Annotated in this window: 19 protein-coding genes; 10 read left to right on the top strand and 9 right to left on the bottom strand. The window is 73.2% G+C overall.

The features are described from left to right. Window positions 1-66: 66 nt before the first annotated feature. Window positions 67-756, bottom strand: a complete 690-nt coding sequence (locus AH6_RS11035) for a DUF4328 domain-containing protein (protein WP_067477832.1) — start codon at window positions 754-756, stop codon at window positions 67-69. 156 nt (window positions 757-912) lie between these two features. Between AH6_RS11035 and AH6_RS11030 the strand changes: the two genes are divergently transcribed. Next, window positions 913-2121, top strand: a complete 1209-nt coding sequence (locus tag AH6_RS11030) for a hypothetical protein (protein ID WP_157431399.1) — start codon at window positions 913-915, stop codon at window positions 2119-2121. Between the two features lie 4 nt (window positions 2122-2125). Here AH6_RS11030 and AH6_RS11025 read toward each other — a convergent pair whose 3' ends face one another. From AH6_RS11025 to AH6_RS11015, 3 genes are read right to left on the bottom strand one after another with little or no spacing between them, the layout of a single operon-like run. Beyond that, window positions 2126-2527, bottom strand: a complete 402-nt coding sequence (locus AH6_RS11025) for a hypothetical protein (protein WP_245679265.1) — start codon at window positions 2525-2527, stop codon at window positions 2126-2128. Then, window positions 2497-3144 carry a response regulator gene (locus AH6_RS11020; RefSeq protein WP_083982597.1) on the bottom strand — a complete coding sequence of 216 codons (648 nt, stop codon included), beginning with the start codon at window positions 3142-3144 and terminating at the stop codon, window positions 2497-2499. Before AH6_RS11020 ends, AH6_RS11025 begins: the two co-directional genes overlap by 31 nt. Further along, on the bottom strand, window positions 3141-4334 hold the full coding sequence (locus AH6_RS11015) for a sensor histidine kinase (protein WP_067477825.1): 1194 nt from the start codon (window positions 4332-4334) through the stop codon (window positions 3141-3143). Before AH6_RS11015 ends, AH6_RS11020 begins: the two co-directional genes overlap by 4 nt. 49 nt (window positions 4335-4383) lie before the next feature. On the opposite strand from AH6_RS11015, the gene AH6_RS11010 reads away from it, so the two are divergent. The 5 genes from AH6_RS11010 to AH6_RS10990 all read left to right on the top strand — a co-directional run bounded on the left by AH6_RS11010 (window position 4384) and on the right by AH6_RS10990 (window position 10031). Beyond that, complete coding sequence (locus AH6_RS11010) at window positions 4384-5673, top strand: RNA-guided endonuclease InsQ/TnpB family protein (protein WP_245679264.1); 1290 nt, start codon at window positions 4384-4386, stop codon at window positions 5671-5673. A gap of 136 nt (window positions 5674-5809) precedes the next feature. Next, window positions 5810-5998 (top strand): hypothetical protein, encoded by a 189-nt coding sequence (locus AH6_RS11005; protein ID WP_067477822.1) that lies wholly within the window; start codon window positions 5810-5812, stop codon window positions 5996-5998. Further along, entirely contained in the window at window positions 5995-6675 is a 681-nt protein-coding gene (locus AH6_RS11000; protein WP_067477819.1) for an ABC transporter ATP-binding protein, read from the top strand. The genes AH6_RS11005 and AH6_RS11000 overlap by 4 nt, the downstream gene beginning before the upstream one ends. After that, window positions 6675-8648 (top strand): FtsX-like permease family protein, encoded by a 1974-nt coding sequence (locus AH6_RS10995; RefSeq protein WP_067477816.1) that lies wholly within the window; start codon window positions 6675-6677, stop codon window positions 8646-8648. The genes AH6_RS11000 and AH6_RS10995 overlap by 1 nt, the downstream gene beginning before the upstream one ends. 207 nt (window positions 8649-8855) lie before the next feature. After that, complete coding sequence (locus AH6_RS10990; RefSeq protein ID WP_067477812.1) at window positions 8856-10031, top strand: NAD(P)-binding protein; 1176 nt, start codon at window positions 8856-8858, stop codon at window positions 10029-10031. A gap of 8 nt (window positions 10032-10039) precedes the next feature. On the opposite strand, the gene AH6_RS46570 is transcribed toward AH6_RS10990, so the two are convergent. The 5 genes from AH6_RS46570 to AH6_RS44625 form a co-directional block, all read right to left on the bottom strand. Beyond that, window positions 10040-10171 (bottom strand): hypothetical protein, encoded by a 132-nt coding sequence (locus AH6_RS46570; protein ID WP_281180217.1) that lies wholly within the window; start codon window positions 10169-10171, stop codon window positions 10040-10042. 428 nt (window positions 10172-10599) lie between these two features. Next, window positions 10600-11208 carry a YciI family protein gene (locus AH6_RS10985; protein WP_067477810.1) on the bottom strand — a complete coding sequence of 203 codons (609 nt, stop codon included), beginning with the start codon at window positions 11206-11208 and terminating at the stop codon, window positions 10600-10602. Between the two features lie 102 nt (window positions 11209-11310). Further along, entirely contained in the window at window positions 11311-11544 is a 234-nt protein-coding gene (locus tag AH6_RS10980) for a hypothetical protein (protein ID WP_067477807.1), read from the bottom strand. Continuing rightward, window positions 11541-11936, bottom strand: a complete 396-nt coding sequence (locus AH6_RS10975; protein ID WP_083982595.1) for a hypothetical protein — start codon at window positions 11934-11936, stop codon at window positions 11541-11543. Before AH6_RS10975 ends, AH6_RS10980 begins: the two co-directional genes overlap by 4 nt. Before the next feature lie 109 nt (window positions 11937-12045). Further along, a complete protein-coding gene (locus AH6_RS44625; RefSeq protein WP_169807833.1) occupies window positions 12046-12219 on the bottom strand; it encodes a hypothetical protein in 174 nt (57 codons plus the stop codon). 178 nt (window positions 12220-12397) lie between these two features. On the opposite strand from AH6_RS44625, the gene AH6_RS10970 reads away from it, so the two are divergent. The 4 genes from AH6_RS10970 to AH6_RS10955 are packed head-to-tail and all read left to right on the top strand — an operon-like array spanning window position 12398 to window position 15239. Then, window positions 12398-12820 (top strand): hypothetical protein, encoded by a 423-nt coding sequence (locus AH6_RS10970; RefSeq protein ID WP_067477804.1) that lies wholly within the window; start codon window positions 12398-12400, stop codon window positions 12818-12820. A gap of 59 nt (window positions 12821-12879) precedes the next feature. After that, on the top strand, window positions 12880-13683 hold the full coding sequence (locus AH6_RS10965; protein ID WP_218005777.1) for a helix-turn-helix domain-containing protein: 804 nt from the start codon (window positions 12880-12882) through the stop codon (window positions 13681-13683). Between the two features lie 33 nt (window positions 13684-13716). Next, window positions 13717-14322 carry a dihydrofolate reductase family protein gene (locus AH6_RS10960; RefSeq protein ID WP_067477801.1) on the top strand — a complete coding sequence of 202 codons (606 nt, stop codon included), beginning with the start codon at window positions 13717-13719 and terminating at the stop codon, window positions 14320-14322. Then, window positions 14319-15239, top strand: coding sequence for an NAD-dependent epimerase/dehydratase family protein (locus AH6_RS10955; protein ID WP_067477798.1), 921 nt, complete (start codon window positions 14319-14321; stop codon window positions 15237-15239). The genes AH6_RS10960 and AH6_RS10955 overlap by 4 nt, the downstream gene beginning before the upstream one ends. Window positions 15240-15253 lie beyond the last annotated feature (14 nt).

The raw sequence follows: 15253 nt of genomic DNA, 5'->3' as shown, positions 1-15253 counted from the left end.
CGGCGGCGTCGGCACGGCGGGCGGCCGGGCTGGGCGTGGACGTGCTGGCGCTGGCCGATGGGGCGCTCAGTCCGCGACGGGCTCGCGCGCCACCTGCAAGCGTGTGATCTCGAACACGCCCGCCATGCACAGCGCCGCCGCCAGCGCCTGGCAGGCCGCCGCCGCGACCCCCACGTGCACCGCGAACCGCGCCTCCGCCAGCGTCTGCGCCGACCCCACCGAGAACGCGCGGGCCAGCACCGCCCCCAGCAGCGCGCAGAACCACCACGCCGCCACCAGCAGCCCGGCCGTCTGCCGCTCGGCGATCCGGTACCGGCCGCTGTTGACCCAGATCTCGTGCACCATGCGCGGTGGCAACCACAGGTTGACCACCGGCGTGACCCACCCCAGCACCACCCACGCCCGGTGGTACCGGTGCGGGCCGGGCGACTGGCCGTAGGCGCGCCACAACCACACTAGGTAGAGCAGGCCCGTCGCGCCCGCCAGCACCGCGCTGATCACGAACACGTCGGCGTAGGGGCCGAGCGCGCGTTCGGTCGCGGCGGCGTCGAAGGTGTCGGAGGTGGCCCCGTGCAGCGGCCGCAACAACCGCAGCAGGCTGATGCCCGAGCCCAGCGCGATGAAGGCGTTGAAGCCCAGCAGCATGAACACCGCGACGCCCAGCGCGCGGAAGTCTCGCCGCCGCGACCACGCGCCGCAGCCGGGGCAACGGGCCACCTCGGTCGGGACGATGTCGCCGCACAGCGCACACGGCATGGGTTCACCTCCGGCGGCTTTGCGCTCCCCTGACTCGGATACTACGTACCTTTGACCGCTGCCGCGTCCGCCGGGTTCACCGGGAACGCGTCCGATTCGTCCGGACCGCGCCCTAGGATCGCGAACTGATCACTTAGGGAACGACGGAGGAGCCCCGTGAGCCGTATGGAACCGCTCGTCCTGGCCGAAGCGCTGCTCGCCGACCGGGCGATCGACCTCCGGCAGCCGCTCGACGTCGAGACCCTGGCCGTCTGCACCGGCCCGGACGGCGGCCGCCACACGCTGGCGCGGCTCTTCCACCCTCGCGACGTCCCCAACCCCAAGGGCCTGGCGGGCACCGGCACCCACCTGGTGACCCGCTACGACCCCGACGGCAAGCCCCTCGCGCAGGCCGCCTTCGACAGCCTGCCCGCCGCCACCGCGCTGTGGAGCGGCATCCCGCAGGCCGCGATGAGCGTGCTGGCGGACGGCCGGCTCCTGGTGTCCGGCAAGGGCTACTCCGGCAACATCGGCGAGCTGTACCTGCTCGACGCCGCCCTCACCTCGGCCAAGCTGATCTCTGCCGACGGGACCTTTGACGCCCGCCCGACCCCCTCCGGGCGGCTGCTGTGCCTGGTGGAGGAGACGGGCGTGGCGATCACCCGGGAGCCCATGGACGGCGACGCCCTGCCCCCGCTGGACCCGATCACCCTGCTGATGCCCCGGCGGCGGCACGCCGTCCAGCGCCCCGTCCTGCCCGCCTTCCCCCTCACCGGCGACGGCCCGCCCACCGAGCTGCGCGGGCTGGTGGAGGCCGTCCCCGACCTGGAGCGGGAGGCGTACTGGCTGGACTGGTTGTGGGGCGCGGTGCCGGTCCGCGACGACCTGTACGCGGTCGCGGCCCTGGGCCGGAAGAAGTGGAGCGGCCAGCGCGGCGCCCATTTCGTGTTCGCGCTGATGGACGGCGCGGGCGCGCTGCGCGGCCACCTCGATCTCGCCGCCCACCGCGAGGGCCCCGGCCGCGGCCACCGCTACGACCTGGCCGTCGACCCGCGGCACCGCCGGATCGTGCACCTCAACACGACCGGCCTGTACGTCTTCGACGAGGACGGCGCGCGCCTCGCCGAGCTGCCGGTCGCCGAGAAGGAGTACAAGCCGCTCGCCCACTTCAAGCTCCGCGGTTGCGACGCGTCCGGCGACCTGCTGCTGGTCCACGACAAGCAGCACCTGCTGCTGACCGTCCCGCTCCCCGACGACCTGGCCGACCTCCCGGCGGCCGTCACCGGCGCCCTCAGCGCCTTCCGCAAGGGCCGCACCCGCCTGAAGAAGATCCTCCAGCCGGAGGACTACCACTGGACGGCGGCCGTCCCCCTGACCAGGCTTTGAGCGCTCACAACACCAGGCGTGTCCCGACGACGGCAGCGGCGGCGGCCAACACCAGCCACGCCGCCAGCCGGACCATCCCGCCCGTCACCAGCAGCCGTTCGGGCCGGAACCCGGTGACCGCCAGCAGCGCCCACCACTCGGCGGTCAGCGCGATCAGCCCGGGAAGCGAGCCGTAACCGAGGATCGCGAACGTCGCCAGCAGCGCGGGCAGCGTCAGCACGTGCCCGAAAAGCACCGGCCCGCGCGCGTCCCCGCGCACGCCCCGCCGCAGCGTGACCACCAGGACCAGCCAGCCCAGCCCCGCCAGCGTCCAGACGGCCACCGCACCGGCCGGGAGCCCGCCCAGCGACTCGGGAACGGGCACGAGCGCGGCCGTCACCGCATCAGGCCCGATTCCCAGGCCCACGCGGCGACCTCGCCCCGGTTCCGGGCCGCCAGCTTGCGCTGCACGCTGCCGAGGTGCGTCTTGACGGTGGACAACGACACGAACAGCTCGCCCGCGATCTCCTCGTTGGTGCGCCCCCGCGCCACCAGCTTCACCACGTCCAGCTCCCGGTCGGTGAGCTGCTCACGCGGCGGGCGCGGCGCGGCGGCGGGCTCGGCGAGGTTGGCCAGCAGCCGGACGGTGATCGACGGCGACACCAGCGCCTCGCCGTTGTAGGCCGCCCGCACCGCCTCCACCAGCAGCGCCGGGCCGCTGTCCTTGAGCAGGAACCCGGCCGCGCCGCCGCGCAGCGCGCCGTAGACGTACTCGTCCATGTCGAAGGTGGTGACGATCACGATCCGCAGCGGGTCGGGCACCCCGGGACCGGCCAGCAGCCGGGTCGCCTCCACCCCGTCCATGCGGGGCATCCGGATGTCGAACAGGCACACGTCCGGCCGCAGGCGGCGGGCCAGCTCGACGGCCTCCGCGCCGTCGCGGGCCTCGCCCACCACCGCCATGTCGGCCTGCGAATCGATGATCATCCGGAACCCGGTCCGGACCATCTCCTGGTCGTCGGCGATCAGCACGCGGATGGTCACGCCGACGATTGTCGCAGGCTCGCGGCCACCGGCAGCACCGCCACCACCTCCCAGCCGCCCTCCGGGCGCGGCCCGGCGCGCAGCGCGCCGCCGAGCGCCTCGACCCGCTCGTCCAGCCCGGCCAGCCCGAACCCGCTGGACGGCAGCCGCCGCCCCCGGCCCTGCCCGTCGTCGCGGACGGTCACCTCGACGTCGCCGCCGGGCAGCCGCCCGACCGCGACCCGCACCACCGACGCGTCGGCGGCGTGCTTGCGGACGTTGGTGAGCGCCTCCTGCACCACCCGGTGCACCGACGTCGCGACCTCCGGCGGCAGCGCGCCGAGCCCGGGGTCCAGCGCGAGCGTGGCGGGCGGGTCGGTGAACCGCTCGATCAGCTCCTGCACCTGGGCGAGATCGGCGACCGGCCGGGTGGCGGCCCCGTCCCCGGACCGGCCGCCCGGTTCCTGGGCCTCGCGCAGCAGGCCGACGATGCGGCGCATCGACGTCAGCGCCTCGGTTCCGGCGCTCTCGATCCCGGCGAACATCGTGTCGAGCTGCTCGGGGCTCTGCCCCGCCCCCGACTGCGCGGCGAACCGGGCCGCCTGCGCCTGCACCACGATGCCGGTCACGTGGTGGGCGACGAAGTCGTGCAGGTCGCGGGCCAGCTCCAGCCGCTCGTCCCGGCGCGCCCCGGCCAGCGCGCGGGCCCGCCGCGCGTCCAGGGCCCGCAGGTAGAGGCCCGCGCCGACGGCGATCGCCACCAGCACGGCCATCGGCGCGGAGAACAGCAGCGCCGACACCGGCGAGGCGCGGAAGGGCATGGCCACCACCGCGCCGCCGACCAGCACCGCCACCGGGACCAGTCGGCTGCGCGGCACCTGCCACACCACCCGGGCGGTCAGCACCAGCAGCCCGGTCGCCTCCACCGCGACGGCGGGGCTGCGCAGCGTCGGCTCGGCCACGGCGATCAGCACGGTCATCAGCAACGACGCCGCCGCCGTCCCGACCGCCCAGCGCTCCATCCCGCGCCGGATCAGCGCCCCGACCGCCGCGGCGGCGGCCACCACGTGCAGGCCCACGTCGAACGGCGTCCCGATCGTCTGCACCGCCGACAGCAGCAGGTACAGCCCGGCCAGCGACCACCCGACGCCCTTGACCAGGCAACCCCCCACCGAGTGGACGCGGTCCAGCGGACCCCCCGATTCGTTCATCAACCTTCCTTAGCTGTGAAAACCCCGCACTCGAACAGATGAGAACAGGGTGGATTCCTGCGTTTTCATGCAGGCCGATGCAACAGCGCATTACTTTTTGCGTATGCCCCGTTACCGACTTGCCCCCACTGTTGAACAGGAGACCGTGCTGGTGGGGCACTGCGCGCATGCGCGGTTCGTGTGGAACCTGGCGGTCGAGCAGCAGGCATGCTGGCGACTAGGGCGTAGGACGGCTCCCGGGTATGTGGAGCAGGCGCGGCAGCTCACTGAGGCGCGGCGGGAGTTCGCGTGGTTGGCGGCGGGGTCGGTGACGGTACAGCAGCAGGCATTGCGTGACTTCGCCCAGGCGATGGCCGGCTTCTTCGCCGGGACGCATTGGCGTCCCACCTGGCGTAAGGCCGGACGGCACGAAGGTTTCCGGCAGGTCGGCCTCAAGCCCGGTCATGTGCGCAAGGTGTCGCGACGGTGGGCGCAGGTATGGGTGCCCAAAGCCGGGTGGGTGCGGTTCCGCCTGACCCGGCCGGTGCCCGACGGCGTTAGGTCTTACCGGGTCACCAGGGACGCCTCTGGCCGGTGGCACATCGCGTTCGCGCATATTCCTGGTCCGGTGCCGGCGCCCGGAAACGGTCGGGCGGCGGGGGTCGATCGCGGGGTGGTGGTGTCGGCGGCGCTGTCCACCGGCGAGTTGCTGCATATTCCCGGTCTCACCGCGGCCGAGGCGCGCCGGTTCCGGTTGCTGGAACGCAAGCTCGCCCGTGCCCGCAAAGGGTCCCGCCGCCGTGCGGCTGTGAAGCGGGCGCTGAATCGGCTGCGGGCGCGCCTGACCGACCGCCGCAAGGACTGGATCGAGAAGACCACCACCGCGCTGGCGGCGGGGTTCGATGTGATCGGGCTGGAAGACCTCAAGATCAAGTCCATGACGGCCTCGGCGCGCGGCACTCGGGCCGAGCCGGGTCGTGGGGTGGCGGCCAAGGCCGGGCTGAACCGGGCGATCCTGGCCTCGGGCTGGGGGCAGTTGGCCACCCGGCTGGAGCACAAGGCCCCCGGCCGGGTGGTCAAGGTCGACCCGGCGTACACCTCCCAGCGTTGCTCGGCGTGCGGGATCCGGGATGCGAGGGCGCGCGAGAGCCAAGCCGTCTTCGCCTGCCGGTCCTGCTCCCACACCGGGCACGCGGATGTGAACGCCGCCCGCAACATCCAGCAGATGGCAAGAGCTTGCGCGGCAGGGCATGCCGTGCCTGCGCGGGAAGGGCCACGCACCAGTAGGCCGACGCACCGCGAACCCCATCCTGGTCGCCTCCCTTCCGGAGCGGGTCAGAGTGGAATCCCCGTCCGTTAGGGACGGGGGGATGTCAATCCAGGGAGGCTACGACCCGCAGCCGATGGCGGGATCGACCATTCGGCCGATCCGGGAGGTTCCGGGACCGAACCTGTGTCCGATGTGGCGAGACGGTCGGTTCGCAGACGATGAAGACATGAACGCCATGTATCTCATCTACGTCCCGGTCGCCGTCTTCTTTGTGGTCTTCGTCGCCTATGCCGGGCTGGTCATGCCCGCCAAGGAGATCACCGAGTCGCTGCGCGGCGATGCCCACGACCGTGACGACGGAGACGTCGTCGAGTTCCCCGCCCGCGACGAGGAGCGCGAGCGGGTCGCCGCGTGAGCGAGATCGTCCTGGCCGGGTCCGGGCTGGTCAAGCGGTTCGGGCCCACCGTCGCCCTGAACGGGGTGGACCTCGCGGTGGGCCGCGCCGAGACCGTCGCGATCATGGGGCCGAGCGGGTCGGGCAAGTCCACGCTGCTGCACTGCCTGGCCGGGATCGTCCGGCCCGACGCGGGCGCGGTGCACCTGCTGGGGCAGCGCATCGACGACCTGGGCGAGCGGCGGCGCAGCGCGCTGCGCCGCACCCGGTTCGGGTTCGTGTTCCAGCACGGCGAGCTGCTGCCCGAGCTGCCCGCCGAGGAGAACGTCGCGCTGCCGCTGATGCTGGGCGGCACCGCCCGCCGCGCGGCCGTCGCGGCGGCGCGCACCTGGTTCGGGCCGCTCGGCCTGGCCGGGATGGAGGGGCGGCGGCCCGGCGAGTTGTCGGGCGGCCAGGCGCAGCGGGTGGCGATCGCCCGCGCCCTGGCGACGCGGCCCGCCGTCGTGTTCGCCGACGAGCCGACCGGCGCGCTCGACCAGCAGACCGGGCACGACACGATGAGGCTGCTGGTGGAGGCGACCCGGCACAACGACGCGTCGCTGGTGGTGGTCACCCACGATCCCAACGTGGCGGCGTGGTGCGACCGGACCGTGGAGGTCCGCGACGGCCGCCTGCTGGCGCCCTCCGGAGCGGCGTGATGCGCACGACGTTCGAGCTGGCCTGGCGGCTGCTGCGCGGCGGCGGTCGCCGGGGGCTGCTGGGCTCGCTGCTGACGATGGCGGCTGTGGCGGTGTCCACGGGGCTGCTGCTGTTCGCGGTGGGCGGCAATCACGCGTTCATGCAGCGCGCCGACGCCGACGCGTGGCGGCACCCGTCCGCCGCGAAGGGCGCGGCGACGGCCGTGGAGGCGCTGTCCACCGACTACGTGCGCGGCAGGCAGCTCACGGTGGTGGACCTGGCCGCGCTGGACGCCAAGGCTCCGGTGCCGCCCGGCATGGCGCGCTTCCCCAAGCCGGGTGAGACCTGGGTGTCGCCCGCGCTGGCGGACCTGATGCGCGCGCTGCCCGCCGACCAGCTGGCGAACCGCTTCCCGGGCGGAAAGCCCGCCGGGACGCTGGCCGACGACGCCCTCGTCCATCCGGACGAGCTGGTCGCCGTGGTGGGCCGTTCGGCGGACGACCCGGCGGTGACGGCGGCCCGCAGCGCCGACCTCGCGGACGTGTCCGCCACCCCCACCAAGATCAACTCTTATGCGACCGGGAACGTCTCCTCGGTCCCGCAGATCTACCAGGCGCTGGCCGCCATCGCGTCGGTGCTGATGGTGGTGCCGCTGCTGGTGTTCGGCGGCGCGGCGGCCCGGCTGACGGTGGCGCGCCGCGACCGGCGGCTGGCCGCGCTGCGGCTGGTGGGCGCGACGCCCGGCCAGGTCGTCATGATCACCGTGGTGGAGGCCGTGCTGACCGCGCTGGCCGGGGCCGTCGCCGGGGCGCTGCTGTACGCGCCGGCCGTGCCCGCCCTGGCGCGGATCACGATCGGCGGGGGCGGCTGGTTCGCCGCCGACCTGTGGCCGCCGCTGCCGTGGCTCGCCGGGGTGCTGGCGGCGGTGCCGCTGCTGGTCGGCGTGAGCGCGGTCGTGGGGTTGCGGCGCGTGGTGGTGAGCCCGCTCGGCGTGGCGCGGCGGCAGACGCCGCCGGGCATGAAGGCGGTGCGGCTGCTGGTGTTCGTGGCGATCGTCGTCGCGTTCGGCCTGGTCGGCGGCAGTCTCGGCGGGCTCCGGGAAGTGGGCCTGGTCGTGCTGCTGGCGTTCCTGGCGCTGGCGTTCCTCGGCATCAACCTGGTCGGCCCGTGGGTGGTGGCGCTGATCGGCCGGATCGCCGCCGGAACGGCACGGAAACCGGCCCGGCTGCTGGCCGGGCGGCGGCTGCTGGACGACCCGCGCGCGGCGTGGCGGACGGTGGCCGGGGTGGCGCTGACGGGGTTCGTGGCGGGGTTCCTGTCGTTGCTGAACCCGTCGGCGATGTCGCAGGAGCGTCCCGCCGACCGGCTGGAGTTGGTCGTCCCGCACGCCCGGTCCGCCGCCGTGGCCGAGCAGGTGAAACGTCTGGCGGGCCTCCCCGCCACCATCAAGATCAGCGAGACGGGTGGCCGCGAGCGGAACGACGCCGTGACGGCCACCGTGCCGGGTGGCGAGGCCGCCGTGGACAAGGCGCGGACGGCGCTGACCGGCGTCGTTCCCGGCAAGGTCGCGACCACCCCGGCCGACGCCGACATCGCCGCCGGGTACCTCATGGCCGACCTCCGCACCGGCGCGATGATCGTGCTGGCGGTGTCGTTCCTGATCGCGGTGACCAGCGCGGGCGTCACCGGCGCGTCGGCGGTGCTGGACCGCCGCCAGACCTACGCGATGTTGCGGCTGGCCGGGACGCCGCTGGGGGTGCTGGACCGGGCGCGGCGGCAGGAGGTGCTGATCCCGCTGGCGGTGATGGGCGGCGGCTCGGTGCTGACGGGCCTGTTCTTCGCGCTGCCGTTCGCGGCGGGGTTCGGCGCGGCGGGCGCGGTGACGCTGCTGGCCTTCGTGGTGCTGGGCTTCGCCGGGATCATGGGCGCGAGCGCGCTGAGCCGCCCGCTCCTGCGCGCGGTGACCGCCGACCCGGCGCCCCGCCCCGACTAGACGGAGAGGACACGGCGTTCACCAGGGCCGGGCGCGGCGGAAGCCGCCGCCCGGCCCTTGCGCGTCCGGAGGCCAGGTGCCTGCCTTGACCGCCTGGCTGTCGCGAGCAGCGCAACCAGAGTCCGAAAGCGCAGGCTGACGGGCCGCGCCCACGAAAGGTCGCGGGCCCATGTCACAAGGCGGCAGGGGTCATCCGTCCTTGCTGACATGACGAACTCTTCTGCTTCGATCACCGTCGTCGGGGGCGGCCTGGCCGGGCTCACCGCCGCCATCGCCGCCGCCGAGACCGGCGCGCCCGTCACCCTCCACGAGGCCCACCGCACGCTCGGCGGACGCGGACGGGCTACGCCCCCGCCCTACGTCGCCCACGACGGCGCGCACGTGTTCTACGCGGACGGTCCTGACTACCGCTGGCTGGCCGAGCGCGGGTTCGTCAAGGGGTTGGGCTGGCCCGCGCCGGCCGCGCTCGCGGGCCTGGGGTTCCGCGTCGGCGGGCGGGTGCGCCGCCTGCCGCCCATCGGGATGTTGCGCGCCCAGGCCCGCTTCCGGCTGACCGCCCCCGTGGACCAGGACTTCCACACCTGGGCGTCCGGCCGCTGGGGCGAGGCCACCGCGCGGCACATGGCCAACGCCATCAGCGTGGTCACCTACGACGCCGACACCGGACGGCTGTCCGCCGCGTTCGTGTGGGACCTGTGCCAGCGGGTGTTCGGGCTGCGTCCGCCCGCCGTGCGCTGGGTGCGCGGCGGCTGGCAGACCGTCCTGGACCGCATGGCCGCCCGCGCGGCCGAGCTGGGCGTGCGGATCGAGACCGGCGCGCGCGTCGACGCGCTGCCCGAGAACGGCCCCGTCATCGTCGCCACCGACCTGGCCTCGGCGGGCAGGCTGCTGGGCGTCGACGACCTGAGCTGGACCAGCGGGCACTGCGCCCTGCTCGACATCGCCGTCCGCTCCCGGCGCGGGGACCGGACGGTGGTCTTCGACCTCGACGAGGGCGGCTTCCACGAGAGCTACACCATGCAGGACGACTCGATCGCGCCTGCGGGCGAGTCGCTCTACCAGCTCCAGATGCCCGTCCGCAGCGGCGAGCCCCACGCCCAGGCGCACCAGCGTCTCAGCGCCTTCGCCGACCTGCTGCTGCCCGGCTGGACGGACCGCGTCACCTTCCAGCGCACCGCCGTCGCCAAGGGACGGACCGGCGCGCTCGACCTGCCGGGCCAGACCTGGCGGGACCGTCCGGCCATCGACCGCGGCGACGGCGTCTACCTGGTCGGGGACATGGTCGCGGCCCCGGGGATGCGCGGCGAGATCTCCATCAACAGCGCCGTGGCGGCCACCCGGCTCGCCACCCGCGCGGCGGGCCGGGTCGGGCAGCGGTCCTGACGCCGGGCTCAGGCGGGGAGCGACGGTGCGGCGTCGGGGCTCATCGGCCGGTCCTCGGTCCAGTCGACGTGCAGGTCCCGGGACGCGAAGAGCCACCGGCCGTCCTGCCGGGCGAAGGCGTCGAGGTAGCGGATCGCCATCACGTACATGCGGGGGCCGTCGGGGGTGTCGTAGATGTGGTGCGCCGCCGGTCGGCTCCTGCGGCGTAGCGGTCGACCAGCTCACGTAGGGCGGCGCGGGTGTTGTGGCTCCTTGCCAGATCCGTCAGTCGGTCGTGCCGAAGAGCTGGTCGGCCATCCGCGACGACGCGTCCACGGTGTCGAAGCCGCGCGGGAGCATGACGCGCTCGTAGGCGGCGACCGTCTCCATGAGCGACCGGCCGTCGCGCGCGGCAGCGCGAGCTGGTGCCGCCGGGGACGCCGCTGCCCGAGCAACTGCGCCGGTACGCGATGGAGGCGCTGCACAACCCTGACGGGGCGCGCCTGCTCGCGTGGAACGGGTTGCAGTAACCGGCCCGGAGGACGATCCCGATCAGGCCCCGCGCCGGACGCGGGGCCCTCGCGACCGCTTAGTCGTCGTCCGTGCGGCCGCCGAAGCGCCAGGGGAGGACTTCGACGTTCTCGTACATCCCGGCCTTGCCGAAGGGGCTGTTCGGCAGCACGGCCTCGGCGGCGGCGCGGTCGGGCAGCTCGATCGTCAGGGCGGTGCCCGTCCAGTCGGTGCCGTCTTCGGACAGCAGCGAGCCGCCGACGATGAGGCGGTCGCGGTAGTCGCCTTCGAGCAGGTAGGCGCGCTGCTCGGCGTCCAGGGTCGGGTCCACAGTGGCCGTCCCGGGCTTGCCGTGGCCGAGGAGGAGGAAGCGCTCGTACTCGGCGACCGCGCCGGTGAAGTCCCACATCGTGCGGTCGGTCAGGCCGCTCCAGCGGCGGACGAGCACCTCGTCGTAGATGCCGCGCCGGTAGTTCGGCTCCTCGAACGCGAAGACGCGCGCGGCCTCGGCGTCCGGCAGGTCGGCGACGTGCATGCTGCCGGTCGTCGTCTCGTCCGGGTTCAGCGTGGGGCCGCGCGCGATCAGCACCTCGTCGTACCGGTCCATGAACGCCCAGTGGTCGTCGTTGAACTCGACCCGCAGCGGCCAGGTGCCCGGCCGGTCGCGGCAGTAGAAGAAGTACTCCACGTGGAATCCCCAGATCAGCGCCGTTCCCCGCCCGGTTCTCGGGGCGGGGAGGCAGATCATACGCTTTCGGGATCTTCCGGGTGGCGCGGTGGTGGGCCGGTGTCAGCCGCCCATCTCCGTCACCGCCGTGTCCAGGGCCTGGGCGACCCGCGCCAGGTCGTCCGGCGAGGGACGGCCGCCACCGAGCCGGTCCAGCACCTCCTGCCGGTCGGCGACCACCAGACCGCCCGGGTCCGCGCCCTCCGGCACGACCTCGGCCCGGCCGCCGACGACGACCAGCGCGGCCCCGGAACCCTCGGCGGCCAGCAGCCGCTCGACGTCCTGCACCGTGATCACTTCGCCCCGCCCTTCTCCGCGCGACACCAGGCGGCGATGAAGGCGGCCTCGGCGACGCCGTCCAGCAGGTAGGTCCAGCGGATGCGGCCGCGCGGGGCGTGGATCAGATCGATGGTCAGCAGCGTCGCCGCGACGCCCAGGCCGACGCGGCGGGCGTGGTCGCGTCCCTCCGGCGTGCCGACGGCCCGCACCTGCGACCACCCGGACATGATCATCAGACCGCCGACGGTTTGCTGCATCCAGTGTTCGCGCTTGGGGCCGAAGAACCACTCGAAACTGCGCCTGCTGACGATGGGCCAGGCCCCGCCCACCATGTTGAAGACGCCCTGGAGAAGTGCCAGGGAGTCACGGTCCTGCGCGGCCGCCTTCGCCGCCCGCTGCTTAGCTGACAAAGCCTTCTCCTCATCCGGCCGCCGGAGCGGCCTCCCCCGAGGCCGTCGTGCGCTCAGCGCACGATCGGCCCGGCATCTTCGTGGCGGCCCGGCCGTGTCCCGGCGCGCGTCATTCGGACGTCAGGTCCTCGCGGCTGACCCCGGCCTCCGACATGGCCTCTTCCAGCTCCTGCGCCATCTGGGTCCGGTTGTCCGGCTTCTTCTTCGGATCGGCCGGGGTGGAGTCGGCCAGGACCTGGTCGGTGTCGTGGGTCTTGGGGGCGCTCTCTTCGGGCGTGGTCATACCGCTCCAATCAGGCGTTGTCTGATGAGCCTTCCTTGCGTGGCCTGCCCTGGTTCTTTTGCTCCCATGCGTTTGCGCAGGTCAAGTTCGTTCCTGCTGCTTTCGGGCGGCCGTGCCGTCAGGGGGGGAGGGGAACGCGAGCTTCGTGCGGCGTTGGAGGGATCGCTAGGTTTTGGGCATGGCCGTTGAAGGGCACCTGGCGATCGTGGACGGGTTGCTCGCGCTTCCCCTCGCCGAGGGCGACGGATTCGGCCACCACGTCAGGGTTCTCCAGGCCACCCAGGACTTCTGGGACGACCGGAGCCCCGAGGCCGTCGAGGCCGCCGAGGAGCAGATCGACGCGTCCCTCCAGGCGCTGGCGGACGTCCTGACGGCGCGGTGGGGAGCGCCCGAGCGCGTCGATCTCGATCCGTACCTGTGGGGCGAGGAACCGGCACCCGAGCCGATGGCGGAGTTGTGCCAGCTCAGCAGCGTGATGCTGGTCTGGTGGCCGCCGACGGGCGGGCGATGGGTGGCGCTGTCCGTCGGGCAGGCCGATCCGGAGTTTCCCGTTGAGCTGCGGGTGGCGATGTCCGACGTGCCGCTCCACGGATCGGCGTAAGGGGCCGCCGCCATGGAGTCTTACGTCGAGCGTTCGCCGTTGCCGGAGCTGGCGGGGCGGTGCGGACGGTCTGGATCCAGCGCACCGGCGCGGCGGCGTACGTGCAGCGGCACCTGCCCACGGGCGGGGTCGAGATCCACTTCCCGCTTGGCGGCCGTGCCCAGTTGCTCGGGCCGTTGACCGGGCCGGAGATCGAGGTCATTCCGGCGCGCACCACCGTCGTGGGCGTGCGGTTCTGGCCGGGAACGCCGCCGCGCCTCCCGACGGGGCTCAACGATCTGGTGGACCAGCGCCTTGACCTGACGGAACTGTGGGGGAGCCGGGCGGACCGCCTCGTGGAGGCGCTGGCCTTGGCCGGGACGCCCGAGCGGGCGCTCATGTTCTTGCAGGGTCACCTTCTCCAGGAGTTCCGGAGCGCGGGGCGTGTAGATCAGCTGGTGAGTGAGGCGGTGAGTGCGCTGATGCCCTGGCATCCGGTCAACATCGACGCTCTGGCCGCCCACCTGGCCCTTTCTGCGAGCCAGCTGCGTCGCCGCTGCCTGCACGCGGTCGGTGTGAGCCCCAAGGTCCTCCAGCGGACGTTGCGTTTCCAGGGTTTCCTCGCGTTGGCGCAGGCCGGGGCGAAAGGGCGGCGCGGCACGGCGGGACTGGCGATCGACACGGGGTACGCCGACCAGGCGCATCTCAGCCGGGAGTGCCTGCGCCTGACCGGGCTCACTCCGCGCGGTCTCCTGGGCGGCAGCGTCGACCGGTGCACCTGCGGCCACGACCACTCGGCGTCCTACAGGCCGTTCCTCGCGGGCCGGAACCGCAAGACTGATCTTGCTCGATTCGTTCAAGAACCGGCGGCGCGGCGCTCATAGGTTCGACTTCCCGGCCAACCGCGGAGGAGAGCCATGAGCAAGGTCTTCAGCGCCCACGCCGTCTCGGTCGACGGCTATATCAGCGGGCGGACACCGGACGGGGGCGAGGAGTTCGGGCGCGGTCTGGGCGACGCGCCCATGTTGTTCGACTGGTACATGGACGGGGACACGCCGAGCCGGCTGTTCGACGGGTTCAAGCTGAGCGAGCCGAGCGCCCGGTTCTTCGACACCGCCGCCGCGCGGGTGGGCGCGACGATCTCGGGGCGCACGACCTACGAGCACTCGGGCCACTGGGGAGGGGGAGCCCCGCACCCGACCGCGCCGCTGTTCGTCCTCAGCCACCGGCCCGCGCCCGAGATCAGCGAGACGCAGACGCTCATCACCACGGGCGTGGAGGACGCGATCGCGGCGGCGCGGAAGGTGGCCGGGGACAAGGACGTCGCGCTGATGGGCGGCGGCGTGCTGACCTCGGCGCTGGCGGCGGGCCTGGTGGACGAGGTGATCCTGCACCAGGTGCCCGTGCTGCTGGGCGGTGGTCACAACTTCTTCCGGGAGTTGCCGGAACACGTGCGCCTGCGGCTGCTGGAGGCCGTCCCGGCGCCGGGCGTGATCCACCTGCGCTACGAGGTGGTCCGATGATCCTCGTGACCGGAGGGCTGGGCATGATCGGCGCCCACACGGCCCGCGCGCTGGTCGACCTGGGACATGAGGTCGTGGTGACCGCGTACCACCGGGCCGAGGTGCCGTCGTTCCTCGCCGGGCGGGTGACGGTGGAGCGGCTCGACGTCACCGACCGGGACGCGTTCCTGGCCCTCGCCGACCGCCACGAGATCAGCGACATCGTGCACCTGGCGGGCAGCATCCCCGGCGAGGACCCGGTCCGCTACTTCCGGACGGACACGGCGGGCCTGCTCAACGCGCTCGACGCGGCCCGCACGTGGGGTGTCCGCAGGTTCGCCGTCGCGAGCAGCCTCGGGGTGTACATAGGCCGGACCGAAATCCCTTGGCACGAGGAACTCCCGCTACCCACCGCGGACCTGCCGCACCTGATCGTCGCGTTCAAGAAGGCCGTCGAACCGCTGACGACGCACAGTCTGCAAGGCAGCGGCGTGCAGCCGGTCGTGTTGCGGATCGGGACCATCTGGGGGCCGCTGGTCGATCCGGAATCGCCGTTCTTCTATGTGCCGCCGTACATCAGCGCCGTGCTGCGCGGCGAGGAACCGCAACCGCTGCACGCCGACGACGGCGGGGACCAGTGCTACGCGCCCGACGCGGGACGGGCGATCGCGCTGCTGATGGACACGGGGACGCTGCGGCACGACACCTACAACGTGTCCAGCGGCCGCCCGTTCACCAACCAGGAGTTCGCGGACGCCCTAGAAGCGATCACCCCCGACCTGCGCCTCAACCTCCTACCTGGCCGGAAGAACGGCCCCGGCGAGGACCCACACCTGGACATCACACGCCTCACCAGCGACACCGGCTTCACCCCGAACTTCGACGTCTCCGCAGCGGTCGCCGACTACGTGAAGTGGCGCACCGAAAACCCCCGCTGAAACCGAAACCCCGC

Origin of the sequence: Actinomadura hibisca NBRC 15177, assembly GCF_001552635.1 — a bacterium.
Lineage (GTDB): Bacteria > Actinomycetota > Actinomycetes > Streptosporangiales > Streptosporangiaceae > Spirillospora > Spirillospora hibisca.
This window is presented reverse-complemented; position numbering and strand designations above follow the sequence as displayed.

Coding starts and splice junctions, on each gene's coding strand:
- AH6_RS10990 (WP_067477812.1), top strand. CDS start 8,856: ATGACGAACTCTTCTGCTTCGATCACCGTCGTCGGGGGCGGCCTGGCC.
- AH6_RS10960 (WP_067477801.1), top strand. CDS start 13,717: ATGAGCAAGGTCTTCAGCGCCCACGCCGTCTCGGTCGACGGCTATATC.
- AH6_RS46570 (WP_281180217.1), bottom strand. CDS start 10,171: ATGGCGATCCGCTACCTCGACGCCTTCGCCCGGCAGGACGGCCGGTGG.
- AH6_RS11005 (WP_067477822.1), top strand. CDS start 5,810: ATGAACGCCATGTATCTCATCTACGTCCCGGTCGCCGTCTTCTTTGTG.
- AH6_RS11035 (WP_067477832.1), bottom strand. CDS start 756: ATGCCGTGTGCGCTGTGCGGCGACATCGTCCCGACCGAGGTGGCCCGT.
- AH6_RS44625 (WP_169807833.1), bottom strand. CDS start 12,219: ATGACCACGCCCGAAGAGAGCGCCCCCAAGACCCACGACACCGACCAG.
- AH6_RS11015 (WP_067477825.1), bottom strand. CDS start 4,334: ATGAACGAATCGGGGGGTCCGCTGGACCGCGTCCACTCGGTGGGGGGT.
- AH6_RS10995 (WP_067477816.1), top strand. CDS start 6,675: ATGCGCACGACGTTCGAGCTGGCCTGGCGGCTGCTGCGCGGCGGCGGT.
- AH6_RS10955 (WP_067477798.1), top strand. CDS start 14,319: ATGATCCTCGTGACCGGAGGGCTGGGCATGATCGGCGCCCACACGGCC.
- AH6_RS10970 (WP_067477804.1), top strand. CDS start 12,398: ATGGCCGTTGAAGGGCACCTGGCGATCGTGGACGGGTTGCTCGCGCTT.